The following is a 13330-nucleotide window of genomic DNA, read 5'->3' as shown; positions in this document are numbered from 1 at the left end:
GATCGGAGTCCGGCAGCGTTTTCAGCTGTCCGGAGGCATCAAGGATGAGCAGGGGGAAACAACGTGGTGCCACACATCCGCAGGATCAAGAGGACATCAGGAATCAGGGCATGGGCGGCCGTGGCCGCCACAGGGCTCGCCCTTACGGCGGGGAGCCTCGCGGGACCCGCATCCGCACAGGAGAAGGCCCCGGCCGCGAAACCCGTGATCGACAAGGCTGCGTCCACGGAATCCGCGCAGGAGACACGGGCGTTCTGGACCCCGGAGCGGCTGCGGAAGGCGTTGGACAGTGCCGAGGACATGCCGCACGGGCCTTCGGCCACCGAGCTGAAGAAGAAGGCCCTGGAGGCCGCCCGCGACATGGGCATGACCGCCTCCGCCGACTCCGCACCGCCCGCGGCGGAGGGGAAGGCCGCGCACGGCACGAAGCTCGCCGCGGGGTCCGTCTCCGAGCGCGTCAAGCAGGTCGACTCCTGGCCCACCGTCGCCGTCGGCCGCGTGGTCGCGAAGCTGCCGAACGGCAAGCTCTCGGCCTGTAGCGGTGCTTCGATCAGCTCCAAGACGAAGAACACCGTATGGACCGCGGGCCACTGCGTGCACCCGGGAGACGGCTCCGGTGTGCGGGGCTTCTACAAGAAGATCGCCTTCGTCCCGGCCGCGCAGGACAAGGAGCAGCCCTACGGGACCTGGGCATACGACACCGTGTATGCGCCCCAGGACTGGACCCGCGGCGACGAAGGGGACTACGACGCCGGCGACATGGCCGCGTTCGTGGTGGCCCCCGACCCCGTCCAGGGCAACCTCGCCGACGCCGTCGGCCACTTCGGCTACAACTTCGGCAGCGGCCCCGACCACTCCGACGCGTACGACTGGGGGTACCCCGCCCACGGATACGACCGCCCGGACTCGGACTTCAACGAGGGCAAGTACATGATGTACTGCACCGGCGACACCGAGGACGCGGAGAACAACTGGCCCTGGGACGACCGGGTCAAGATGGACTGCGACATGGGCAAGGGCGCAAGCGGTGGGCCCTTGGTGACCGGTGCGCCTGACGGCAACATCCAGATCATCGGCGCCAACAGCCACTACGAGGCGGACGATGACGACAACCGCGTCTCCGACGACCTCTTCTCGTCGGAGCACGGGGACAACGCCGTCCAGCTGATCGAGGACGTCGACGAGGACGCGTAAAGCGCGCCACGCACTGCCGCGGGGCCGTACGGAATCATCCGTACGGCCCCGCATCCATGCATCCATGCTCCGGAACCGGCGTTCCGGACCCGCTACCCCGGCTCCGCCTGGTCCATGCGCTCCTCGGTCCAGAACTCCCGGATGTCCTCGGGCGAATCCTGGGAGTTCCCCGCATCCACGGCGGTGGTCGGAGCGCTCGGTCTGCCCTCAGCGCTCTCGTCGCCGGTGAACGCCGCGGCCGAGACGGCCCCCACGGCGGCGACGGCAAGACCGAACGCCAGTGCGAGACGCTTCTTCTTACCCTTCATGGTCCGATGATGCCCACCATCACGCCGTCCATGGAACCCCCGATCCGGCCCAAACCCCCCGCAGGCCACGATCATCTTATCGAGTTAATGCTGACGGCTCCCCCGGGCCGATCGGGCCTACCGGCAGCTACTGTTCCCGGGGTCCGAACGGATACCCGGATGTCTGCCCCCTCCTTTCCTCTTTTCCGGTGACGCGCATGCGCGCGAGGCCACCGTCGTTTACGAAGGAGAGCTCGCCCGATGACTGTTGGTACCAGCCCGGAAACACCTATGGAGCCGCCTCGGCAGTCCAGCCTGGGCACGGCGGCTGCCCGCAACCTTGCCACCACGACCAAGTCCGCGCCGCAGATGCAGGGGATCACCTCGCGCTGGCTGCTGCGGACGCTCCCCTGGGTCGAGGTCAAGGGCGGCACCTACCGGGTGAACCGTCGGCTGACCTACACCGTCGGCGACGGGCGCGTGGAGTTCGTCCAGGACGGTGCCACCGTCCGGGTGATCCCCCGCGAGCTCGGCGAACTGGCCCTGCTGCGCGGCTTCGAGGACGTGGAGGTGCTGACCGCGATCGCCGACCGCTGCGTCCAGCGCGACTTCCGTGCCGGTGAGACGCTGGTCGAACGCGGCACGCCCGCCGAGCAGTTCCACATGATCGCTCACGGTCGCGTCAGCCAGACCACGGTCGGCAAGTACGGAAACGAGACCGCCGTCGCCGTACTCGCCGACGGCGACCGGTTCGGTGAGAACGCCCTGCTGGACGCGGACGCCCGGTGGGACTGCACCGCCACCGCCGAGACGTCCGGCACCCTGCTCACCCTGTCCCGCGCCGACTTCGCCGCCGTGCTGTCCGCGGCGCCGGGCCTCCAGGACCACGTCCGGGAGTTCCGTTCGCTCGCCGGCCGGCGGCAGAACCGTCGCGGGGAGGCCGAGATCGCCTTGTCGGCCGGTCACACCGGGGAACCCGCACTGCCCGGTACGTTCGTCGACTACGAGCTGAAGCCGCGCGAGTACGAACTCTCCGTCGCCCAGACCGTTCTGCGGATCCACACCAGGGTCGCCGACCTCTACAACGACCCGATGGACCAGACCGAGGAGCAGCTCAGGCTCGTCATCGAGGCGCTGCGTGAGCGCCAGGAGCACGAGCTGATCAACAACCGGGAGTTCGGTCTGCTCCACAACGCCGACTTCAAGCAGCGCATCCAGACCCACTCCGGTCCGCCGACCCCGGACGACCTCGACGAGCTGCTCTGCCGCCGCCGTGGCTCCAAGTTCTTCCTCGCCCATCCGCGGACGATCGCGGCGATCGGGCGGGAGTTCAACTCCCGCGGGCTCTATCCGACCCACGTCGATCTCGGCGGGCAGCAGGTCCCGGCCTGGCGCGGCGTCCCGATCCTGCCCTGCAACAAGATCCCCATCACCAAGGAGAACACCAGCTCGGTCCTGGTCATGCGCACCGGCGAGGACAACCAGGGCGTCGTCGGCCTGCGTCAGACGGGTCTGCCGGAGGAGTACGAACCGGGCCTGTCGGTGCGCTTCATGGGCATCGACGAAAAGGCGATCATCTCCTACCTCGTCAGCGCCTACTACTCCGCGGCCATCCTGGTGCCGGATGCCCTCGGCGTGCTGGAGAACGTGCAGATCGCCCGTAGCCGCGATTAGCACCCCCTGCCGGACGGCTACGACGGCCCGGATCCCGGGCGGGCCGCGCGCCCGGGATCCGGGACGGCCACCCACCCCACCGAGGAGCCATGGATGTCTGCGCCTGAGTTTTCCCCTCCGCCTCTGCTGCCCGCCCCGTCGCCCGTCGACGCCGCTCCCGTCGACATGGCTGCCGTTGACATCGCTCCCGGCGACGTCGCTGCCACCGACGTCGCTGCCGCCGAGGTGCGCACCGCGCGCGTCGGCCTGGAGCGGATCCTGCGTGGCCCCAGCGGGCTGGGCACGGCGAGCCTGCACCCGGCCGCCCGGCGCGAGGAGCCGCGTACGCCGCCGACGCCGCCGGAGGCGCCCGCGGAAGGCAGCCCGGTCCCGGGCCTCTACCACCACCCGGTGCCGGAGCCCGACCCCGGGCGGGTGGAGGAGGTCAGCCGCAGGATCAAGGCCTGGGCACTGGACGAGGTCGACCTGTACCCCGAGGACTGGGAGGACCAGTTCGACGGCTTCTCCGTGGGGCGCTACATGGTCGCCTGCCATCCGGACGCCCCCACCGTCGACCACCTCATGCTCGCCACCCGCATGATGGTCGCCGAGAACGCGGTGGACGACTGCTACTGCGAGGACCACGGCGGCTCCCCCATCGGCCTCGGCGGACGCCTCCTCCTGGCGCACACCGCCCTCGACCCGCTGCACACCGCGCAGGAGTACCAGCCGCAGTGGGCGGAGTCGCTCCACTCGGACGCGCCCCGGCGCGCCTACCGCTCCGCCATGGAGTACTTCGTCCGCGAGGCCAGCGCCTCCCAGGCCGACCGGCTCCGGCACGACATGGCGCGCCTGCACATGGGGTACCTCGCCGAGGCCGCGTGGGCGCAGACCGACCACGTGCCCGAGGTGTGGGAATACCTGGTGATGCGCCAGTTCAACAACTTCCGGCCCTGCCCGACCATCACCGACACCGTCGGCGGCTACGAACTCCCGGCTGACCTGCACGCCCGGCCCGAAATGCAGCGGGTCATCGCGCTCGCCGGGAACGCCACCACCATCGTGAACGACCTGTACTCGTACACCAAGGAACTCGCCAGCCCCGGCCGGCACCTCAACCTGCCCGTGGTGATCGCCGAACGTGAGGGCGTCTCCGAGCGCGAGGCCTATCTGAAGGCGGTCGAGGTGCACAACGGCCTCATGCACGACTTCGAGGCCGCAGCCGCGGCCCTGGCCGCCGCCTGCCCCGTCCCGGCCGTGCAGCGCTTTCTGCGCGGCGTGGCGGTGTGGGTCGACGGCAACCACTACTGGCACCAGACCAATACCTACCGCTACAGCCTGCCCGACTTCTGGTAAGAGGAATGGACTTATCGATGACCAGCACCGATTTCACCGCCGACGTCGCCGCCCCCGCAGCCGCCACCTCCATGTTCATCCCCGCCCCGGTGACGCCCTACCAGGGGGACATCGCCCGCTACTGGGATCGCGAGGCCAGGCCCGTGAACCTGCGTCTCGGCGATGTGGACGGCCTGTACCACCACCACTACGGCATCGGCGACGTCGACCACGCCGCCCTCGGCGAGCCCGGGTCCGGTGATTACGAGAAGAGGCTGATCGCCGAGTTGCACCGGCTGGAGTCGGCGCAGGCCGAACTCCTCCTGGACCATCTCGGCCCCATTGAGCGCGACGACACGCTCGTGGACGCCGGTTGCGGCCGCGGCGGTTCCATGGTCATGGCCCACCAGCGCTTCGGGTGCACGGTGGAGGGCGTCACGCTGTCGGCCAAGCAGGCCGACTTCGCCAACGGGCGTGCCCGCGAACTCGGCATCGAGGACTATGTCCGCGCCCGTGTCTGCAACATGCTCGGGACACCGTTCGAGACCGGGCAGGCCGCGGCCTCGTGGAACAACGAGTCGAGCATGTACGTCGATCTGCACGACCTGTTCGCCGAGCACTCCCGCGTCCTCGCGGTCGGCGGCCGCTACGTGACCATCACCGGCTGCTGGAACCCGCGTTACGGCCAGCCGTCGAAATGGGTGTCCCAGATCAACGCGCACTTCGAGTGCAACATCCACTCCCGACGGGAGTACCTGCGCGCCATGGCCGACAATCGCCTCGTCCCGCAGGCCGTCATCGACCTCACGCCCGCGACCCTGCCCTACTGGGAGCTGCGGGCCACGTCCTCGCTGGTGACCGGCATTGAGGAAGCGTTCATCAACTCGTACAAGGATGGCTCCTTCCAGTACCTCCTGATCGCAGCCGACCGCGTCTGACCGCCTCCCCGCGGAAAGGGCCGGGTCCGTCTCCCCGACGGGCCCGGCCCTTCTTCTGTGCTGCGGGTGTGCCACGGGGATTCAGTGCGAGGCGGATCGAACACTTGACAACCGCTTCCTTGTGACAAACCATCTGTCGAAGCGCTTCGAATGTTCGATCTCGGAAGCCTTCAGATACGGGGGGAGCGAGAACGGCCGTTTCTGCACGAGGTTGAGTAACACCTCCCTTGAGGCACCCCGTCTTCGAAGCGCTTCACACCGCAGGCTCGTTCGTCAGATCACGCTCGGAACCCCCATGAGGAGTCCAGTATTTCTGCCGACTTATTGACACTCTGTCTGGATCTACGGCTCGGGCTCCCCGCTGCGCCCCCGGACGCGACGGCCCTGACGGACGGCGAAACCAGCCTGACCTACGCCGACCTCCACCACCTGGTGGCTCACGAGGCCACCGCGCTGCGCCGGGACGGCGTCGGGCCGGGCGCCCTCGTTCCGCTGCCGTCACCGGAGCGCCGCACCGCCGCCACCATCGTGCGCCTGCTGGCGATCCTGGCCGCCGGTGCGGCGTTCACCCCGGTGCCGCCGGGGACGGAGAGCGGGTCGATGATCGGCGAGATCGTGGCGGACCGTACCGCCTGGCCCGGCCATCTCTCCCCGCTTCCCGCCCCGGCGTATGTCCTGTCCACCTCCGGCAGCACCGGCCCCGCCAAGCACACGGTGGTCACCAGGGAAGGTCTGCGCGGCGTCTTCGGGGGGTTGTACGCACGGTTCCATGGCCATCTGCCGCCACGGGCCATATGGACGCAAGCGCATCCGCTGACCTTCGGATTCAGCATCTGCGAGGTGCTCGGGAGCCTGACGTTCGGCGGGACGCTCGCCCTCGTCGAGCGCGAGGACCCCGTGACGTTCGCGGCGCTGTCCCGGAGGCTGGCCGGGGAACCCGGCCCGCAGGTGGTGTGCCTGACTCCGTCGGAGCTGTCGGTGCTGATGAGCACCGAGGACACACCGCTTCCCTCGCACCTGGTCCTCAGCGGCGAACCGGCCCACCGGGCACCGCTGCGTGAGGTCTTCACGCGCGCGGAGGCCGCGCCGCCGGTCGTGGTGAACACGTACGCCGCCACCGAGACCTGCGGTCAGATCACCGCGGATCTCGTCACCCCCGCGCGGCTCGACGCCGTTCTCGCGGGCCATGTGGGGCATCCGCTCACGGGAGTCGACGTCGTACTGCTCGGCCATGGCGATGTGCCGGTTCCGACGGGTGACACCGCCACCGAGGGGGAGATCGCGGTGCGGGGCGCGACGGTGTCTGCGGGGTATCTCCACCCGGCCGCCCACGAGGGGAAGTTCACCGGGGCCGGCCCGGAAAGGGCGTTCCGCACGGGAGACCGGGGACGCTGGGCGCCCGACGGCGGGCTGGTGGTCACCGGGCGCGCCGAGCGCAGGGTGAAGCTCGCCGGGCGGTGGACGGCCCTGGACGCGATCGAGCGGGCGCTCACCGAGGACGGCTGCGCGGCCGAGGCGGTGGCGGCCGTCGAGGAGTACGCCGTGGGCGGCGCAACCGCCGGACGCCTGCTGGTGGCTGTCGTCCCCGCGGGAGCGGCGCGGGCGGGAACAGGATCGGGAGCGGGAGCGCGAGCGGCGCGGGCGGAGACGGCGGCCCGGGTGCGGCGGCGGGTGGTGCGGCTGCTGGACGGTCCGGTCACCGTCCGTACGGTCGTGTGCGAGGCGATCCCCCGCACCGCGCACGGGAAGACGGACCTGGCGGCCCTGCGACGGGGGCCCCGGGCGGCGCCCCGGGAGCCGGGGGTCGCCGGTGCGGTGCGGGGCGTGTGGACGGAACTGCTGGGGGCCGGGTTCTCCGTCGACACCAATCTCTTCGAGAGCGGCGTGGATTCCCTCGGCGTGGTCGCCGCGGCGGCCCGGCTCACCGAGGTGCTGCGGCGCGAGGTGTCGCCCGCCTTCCTCCTGGACCACCCCCGGATCGCCCTCCAGATCGAGTCCCTGACCGACGACGCCGACCGGACCGCGCAGGGGCGGCCGCCCGTACGTCAGACACACCCCGGGGGCAGTGCCGCGGACCGGCGGCGCGCGGCGCGACGACAAGCAGGCACCCCGGTACCGCCCGTCCACACCGAAGGAGTGATGCAGTGAACGACCGCGATGTCGTGGTCCTCGGGTACGCCTGCCGGGTGCCCGGCGCGTCGGACGTTGCCGCGCTGTGGGACCTGGTCGCCGGGGGCAGGGACGTGGTCACCCGCGCCGCGACCAACGTGGGTGCCACCGCCGGGGGCCGGGTCCACGCCTATGGGCTGGTGGCGGGGGCCGAGCAGTTCGACGAGGACTTCTTCGGCTACGCGCCGAAGGAAGCCGCCGAGATCGACCCCCAGCAGCGACTGCTGCTGTTGTGCGCCGTGGAGGCGCTGGAGGCGGCCGGGGTGCGGCCCTCGGTGCTCGGTTACGACATCGGGGTGTGGGCCGCCACCGGGCTCAGCTCCTATCTGCTGCGGACCTGGGACCCGGCGCTGAACGGCACCGAGGGCATGTCGGCGCTGATGGGCGGCGATCCGCACTACGCCGCCACGCGCATCGCGTACAAACTGGGGCTGACCGGACCGGCCGTCTCGGTCGGCTCCGCCTGCTCCTCCTCGCTGCTGGCGATCCACTCGGCGGCCCAGGGCATCCGGGCCGGGGAATGCGATCTGGCCCTGGCCGGGGGGATGGACATCGAGCATCCGCAGCCCATGAGCTATCTCCACCAGGAGGGCGGGATACTCGCCGCCGACGGAGTGTGCCGCCCCTTCGACCGGGACGCCACCGGCACGGTATTCGGCTCCGGCGGTGGCCTGGTGCTGCTGGCCGACCGCGGGCTTGCCGAGCGGGAGGGCTGGCCGGTCCGGGCGGTGCTGCTGGGGTCGGCCGTCAACAACGACGGGGCGGCCAAGGCGTCGTTCACCGCGCCGAAGTCCTCCCGGCAGGCCGATGTGATCCGGCAGGCGCTCGCCGCGGGCGGCGTGGAGCCGGGCGAGGTGACGTACGTGGAGTGCCACGGGACCGGCACTCCGCTGGGCGACCGCAGCGAACTGGACGCCATGAGGGCCGTCTACGGCCCGGGGTCACGGATCACGCTCGGGTCGGTCAAGGCGAACCTCGGGCATCTGCGGGTCGGCGCGGGCGCGGTGGGGTTCATCAAGGCGTGCGAGATGCTCAGGCACCGGATGCTGCCGCCGGTCGCGGGCCTCGGCGAACCGTCCGCGGCGGTGGGCGAGGCGGGCTTCGTCGTTCCGGCCGGGGCGACCCCGATGGACGATCCCGCGTCGGCGGTCATCGGCGTCAGTTCCTTCGGTTTCGGCGGCACCAATGTCCATGCCGTCGTCGGTGCCGCCCCGGTAGCTGAGCAGGGCACCGAGAACACCGAGGACGCCGACCATGTGGTGCTCCAGGTCTCGGCGGCCACCCCGGACTCCTGCCTCGCCACGTCCGTACGGCTGGCGGACCACCTCCGTGCCGTGCCACGCGACCCGCTGGGCGCGGTGGCCAGGGCGCTGCGCCGGGGCCGGGAACCCAAGCCGTACCGCCTGGCCGTGGTGGCCCGGGAGCGGGAGGCCGCGGTCTCGGGGCTGGAGGGCGACGCCGCCTTCTGCGTCGAGGGCTGGGCGTCGGCGTCGGTGGCCCCCGTCCTGCTCGTCCCGGGGCAGGGCTCCGACCTCGCTCCCCTGGCCCGCGCGCTGTGGGAGTGGGAACCGGTGTTCACCGGCGCGCTGCGCCGCCACTGGGCACGGCTGGGGGAACTCCGCCCCGGTACGCCGGGGATCGAGACGGCTCTGCGCGACGAGGGGCGACTGTCCCGGGGCCTACGGCACGCCTGGCACACCGCGGTCGTGCTGGCGGTCACCGAGCAGTTACGGCACCGGGGGCTGCCGGAGGGGCTGTGCGCCGGATACTCCCTCGGCGAGTACGCCGCCGCCGTCGCCGCCGGGGCACTCGACGCCGACCGTGCCCTGACCCTGCTGGCCGACCGTGGCGAGGAGCTGGACCGCAGCGCCCCGCCCGGCCGGATGCTGGTGGTCCACGCGGGCCCGGAGCAGATGGCCCGCGTCCTGCCGGACCTGTTCCCGGCGGCCGTCCTGTCCGAGGACCGTACGGTGTTCGCGGTCGCCCCGGACGAGGCCGACCGCCTGCGCGACCGTCTGGCCGCGGCGGGGCTGGCCTGCCGCGACACCGGTGTCGACCTTCCGTACCACTCGCCGCTGCTCGGCGAGTCGGCGGCCGCCTTCTCGGCCCTCGCCCGGTCGGCGGCGCCCGGGGCGGCGAGCCGGTGGATACCCACGCTCGGCGCCGACCCGGACCCGTCCTCCTACTGGGAGCGGCATCTCATCCGGCCCGTCGATCTCCGGCCGGTCGCCCGCGCGGTGGACGAGCTCGCGAGCCGGGCCCGCCCGGCCCTGGTCGATCTGAGCCCCGACGGCTTCCTCGGACGCGCGGTGCGCTCGGGCGCGGCAGACGCCGTCGCGGTCCGGCCCTGCCGACCCGCCGCGGACCCGCGGGCCGCCTATCTGCGCGCGTTGGCCGGGCTGTGGGCGGCCGGGATCGAGCTGGACCTGAGCCGACCCGCCGAGGCCACGACGGCGGTCGTCCTGCCCGCGCGGGCGTGGGATCTGCGGCCCCATCAGAAGGAAGGCCCGGAGGGGAGCGAGCGCCCGGCGGTCCGCAAGGGCACACGGCTGGTGACGCGGGAACGCTCCCTGGACCGCTGGATGTACCACGCGAGCTGGCGGCTGCGCCGCCGCTCCCCGGTCCCCGAGGACGTGGCGGGCCAGCGCTGGCTGGTGTTCGCGGGGCGTGACGGGTTCAGCGAAAGGGTCGTGGCCGAACTGGGCGCGCTCGGCGTCGAATGCGTGTGTCTGCGCCCCTTCGACGACGCCGTGCCGGGCGACGAGGAGTCCGTCAAGGCGGCCCTCGGCGGGCTGGACCTGCGGTCCCGGCCGGTGCAGCGGGTCGTGCATCTGTGGTGCGCGGAGGGCATGACGGACTCCGGGTCGCTCGACGGCCGGCTCGACGCCCTGGAGACCGAACTGGCGCACGGCTTCTACACCTTGCTGTTCGGCTTCCAGGCGCTCACCTCCCAGCAGGGCGCCGCTCCGGTGCGGCTGGACATCGTCGCCCACGGTGTGCACCCCCTCGACACCGGCGGTCCTGCGGCGTCGCCGGAGCGTTCCCTGCTCGCCGGGCCCGCTCTCGTCATCCCGCAGGATTTCCCCTTCGTCACCGCCCGCTCGATCGACATCAGCGCGCTGCCGGGTGGCACCGGCACCGCCGAGACGGTGGCGGAGCTACGGGCTCCCGCCGGGGACCACGCGGTGGCCCTCGCCCCGGGCGGGCGCTGGGTCCGCGCCTATGAACGCGACACCCTGCCCGAGGTGCGCGCCGGGCAGTTGCCGCTGCGACTGCGCGAGCGGGGCGTCTACCTGATCACCGGCGGGCTCGGCGGCATCGGTATGACGCTGGCCGACTATCTGGTGCGCACCTGCCGCGCCCGGCTGATCCTCACCGGGCTGGACGCGGTGCCGCCCACCGGGCCGGGCGCGGCCGTGCCGGACGGCGATCCGGGGCTCGCGGAACGCGCCGAGCGGATCCGCAAGCTGGAGGCGCTCGGCGGCGACGTGCTCGCCGTGCGCTGTGACGCGGCCGACCGGGAGCAGACGGCCGCCCTGTTCGAGGAGATCGACCGCCGCTTCGGCCGTCTCGACGGAGTCGTCCATGCCGCGGGTGTCTTCGAGACGCGGCGCGCCTTCCGCAGCCTCGCCGAGACGGGCCGGGAGGACTGCGAGCGGAGGCTGCGCCCCAAGGTGCAGGGCACCTTGATGCTGGCGGAGTTCCTGCGGGGCCGCCGCCTGGACTTCGTTCTCATGCAGTCCTCCCTGTCCTCGCATCTGGGCGGCCTCGGCTTCTACGCGTACACCGCGGGCAACGCGTACATGGACACCTTCGCCGAGCGGCACCGCGGCGACGACATCCCGTGGATGACGGTCAACTGGGACGGCTGGATCTTCCGGGAGCGTGACGACGACGCCCCGCACGAGTCGGTGGTCTCGCCGTCCTTCGCCTCCCCCGACTTCGGCGTGGTCGCCGAGATCGCGATCCGGCCCAGTGAGGGGGCCGAGATCTATGGGCGGCTGATGAACCTGGCGACGCCGCATCAGGTACTCGTCTCGACGGCCGACTTCGACGCCCGGATCGACCAGTGGGTACGGGGCGCACAGCCCGGCCCCTCCGCCGGGCCGGCCCCCGAACCCGCGGGCGCCGCCTGGACCGACCCGGTCGCGGCACAGGTGGCCAGGGCCTGGACCGACCTCTTGGGGGCCGAGGAGCTGCACCCGGACTCCAACTTCTTCGCGCTCGGCGGCGATTCACTGCTCGGGGTCTCGCTCGCCCACCGCCTCAGCCAGGAGTTCGACACCGTGCTCAGCGCCATCACCCTGTTCGAGAACCCCACCATCACGCAGATGGCGAAGGAGATCACCCGCGCCACCGCACAGGACCAGGAACACCAGGGGGAAGCGTGACCGACCACTCCGCACGACCGACCACACTGACCGACGAGGCCGGGCCGGTGCACCATTCTCCGGCCAGGTTCTCCGTCACCAAGCTCTTCGACGACCTGCCCTGCACCCATCGCTCCTGGGCACACGGCGGCAAGTGCTCCTTCCTGCACGGCTACGAGCGGAGCTTCGAGATCGAGTTCGGCTGCGGCGAACTCGAACCGAAGACCGGCTTCGTGATCGACTTCGGCGATCTGAAGGAGGTCCGGGCGCTGCTCCAGGCCCAGTTCGACCACACCACCCTGATCGCCGCCGACGATCCTCACCGGGAGCTGTTCGAGGACCTCGGGCGCTCCGGTGTCATCGACCTGCGGATCATGGACCACACCGGCATGGAGGGTGCGGCCGAGTGGGTGCATGACCAGGTCGACCGGCTGGTGCGCGAACGCACCGTCGGCCGGGTGCGGGTGCTGCGCGTCGTCGCCCGCGAGTCGCGGAAGAACGCGGTGGTCTTCCGGGCCCCGGATCCCGGGGAGCCGAGATGAGCGGCCGCGACCATGTCGGCGACGCACCGGGCTCGCTGATCCGGGCGGTGCTGCCGGGGCCGTGCGGCGTCCCCTGGCTGCTGCTGCCCGGGTGGCAGCAGTCCGCCGCGCACTGGGCGCCGGTCGCCCGCTGGCTGTCGGGCTCGGGTGTCACGCTGCTGGCCGCCGACCTGGCGGGGACCGCGGCCCGCTGTGCCGCACCGCCCGGCACGGCGGCGCGGTCCGGGGAACTGGTGGACCGTCTGCTCGGCGAACCGGCCCCCTCGGAGGCGGTGATGGTGGTGGGCCACTCGGCCGGGGCTCCACTGGCCGTGCTCGTCGCCGCAGCGCTGCCCGGCGTCCGGGGCGTGGTTCTGGTCGAGCCCGTCGCGTCCCACTTCGGCGCCGCCCCGCCCCGCCACACCGCCGTACCCGGCAGGCATGGTGCCGGGCCCGGTGGCCTGCGCGAGCACTACCCCATGGCGGCCGAGGCCACGCTGCGCACCATCGAGGCCGCGGCCCGCGGACTGCCGCCCGGCGAACCGTCGCGCCGCACCCGGATGCCGACGGACGCCGACGGCGAGCGGGCGGCGCGCGCGGGCCGGGCCCTGGCCGGTGCCCGAGCGCCGGTGCTGGTGCTGCGCGGCCGGGCGTCGGCGCTGCTGTCCGCCGGGGACGCCGTGGCCCTCGCCGCCATGGCGCCGCGCGGGCGGTGTGCCACGGTCCCGGACGCCGGCCACTCACCCCACATCGACCGTCCCCGGGCCACCGCGGCGCAGCTGACGTCCTTCGCCGCCGAGGTGGCCGATCACCCCCCGACCTACGCAGGAGCATCCCGTGAGTGAGCAGCTGGACGCAACGGC

Annotated in this window: 9 protein-coding genes; 8 read left to right on the top strand and 1 reads right to left on the bottom strand. The window is 72.1% G+C overall.

Annotated features, from left to right (window positions below):
• Window positions 1-120: 120 nt before the first annotated feature.
• A complete protein-coding gene (locus tag HYQ63_RS43255; RefSeq protein WP_179939495.1) occupies window positions 121-1194 on the top strand; it encodes a serine protease in 1074 nt (357 codons plus the stop codon).
• A 92-nt stretch (window positions 1195-1286) separates the two neighbouring features.
• On the opposite strand, the gene HYQ63_RS43250 is transcribed toward HYQ63_RS43255, so the two are convergent.
• Window positions 1287-1502: a hypothetical protein gene (locus HYQ63_RS43250; protein WP_179939494.1), complete on the bottom strand. Its 216-nt coding sequence runs from the start codon at window positions 1500-1502 to the stop codon at window positions 1287-1289.
• Window positions 1503-1742: 240 nt separating this feature from the next.
• On the opposite strand from HYQ63_RS43250, the gene HYQ63_RS43245 reads away from it, so the two are divergent.
• The 7 genes from HYQ63_RS43245 (at window position 1743) to HYQ63_RS43215 (ending at window position 13312) form a co-directional block, all read left to right on the top strand.
• Complete coding sequence (locus HYQ63_RS43245) at window positions 1743-3155, top strand: family 2B encapsulin nanocompartment shell protein (protein WP_179939493.1); 1413 nt, start codon at window positions 1743-1745, stop codon at window positions 3153-3155.
• Between the two features lie 93 nt (window positions 3156-3248).
• Window positions 3249-4490: a family 2 encapsulin nanocompartment cargo protein terpene cyclase gene (locus HYQ63_RS43240; RefSeq protein WP_179939492.1), complete on the top strand. Its 1242-nt coding sequence runs from the start codon at window positions 3249-3251 to the stop codon at window positions 4488-4490.
• Window positions 4491-4507: 17 nt separating this feature from the next.
• Window positions 4508-5407, top strand: a complete 900-nt coding sequence (locus tag HYQ63_RS43235) for a geranyl diphosphate 2-C-methyltransferase (RefSeq protein WP_179939491.1) — start codon at window positions 4508-4510, stop codon at window positions 5405-5407.
• Between the two features lie 324 nt (window positions 5408-5731).
• Window positions 5732-7555: a non-ribosomal peptide synthetase gene (locus tag HYQ63_RS43230; protein WP_179939490.1), complete on the top strand. Its 1824-nt coding sequence runs from the start codon at window positions 5732-5734 to the stop codon at window positions 7553-7555.
• On the top strand, window positions 7552-11967 hold the full coding sequence (locus HYQ63_RS43225; RefSeq protein WP_179939489.1) for a type I polyketide synthase: 4416 nt from the start codon (window positions 7552-7554) through the stop codon (window positions 11965-11967). The genes HYQ63_RS43230 and HYQ63_RS43225 overlap by 4 nt, the downstream gene beginning before the upstream one ends.
• Window positions 11964-12488: a 6-carboxytetrahydropterin synthase gene (locus tag HYQ63_RS43220; RefSeq protein WP_179939488.1), complete on the top strand. Its 525-nt coding sequence runs from the start codon at window positions 11964-11966 to the stop codon at window positions 12486-12488. The genes HYQ63_RS43225 and HYQ63_RS43220 overlap by 4 nt, the downstream gene beginning before the upstream one ends.
• Window positions 12485-13312 carry an alpha/beta fold hydrolase gene (locus HYQ63_RS43215; RefSeq protein ID WP_179939487.1) on the top strand — a complete coding sequence of 276 codons (828 nt, stop codon included), beginning with the start codon at window positions 12485-12487 and terminating at the stop codon, window positions 13310-13312. The genes HYQ63_RS43220 and HYQ63_RS43215 overlap by 4 nt, the downstream gene beginning before the upstream one ends.
• The last annotated feature ends 18 nt before the right edge of the window (window positions 13313-13330 follow it).

It is taken from the genome of Streptomyces sp. Rer75, assembly GCF_013414305.1.
In the GTDB taxonomy this organism is placed as follows: domain Bacteria; phylum Actinomycetota; class Actinomycetes; order Streptomycetales; family Streptomycetaceae; genus Streptomyces; species Streptomyces himastatinicus.
This window is presented reverse-complemented; position numbering and strand designations above follow the sequence as displayed.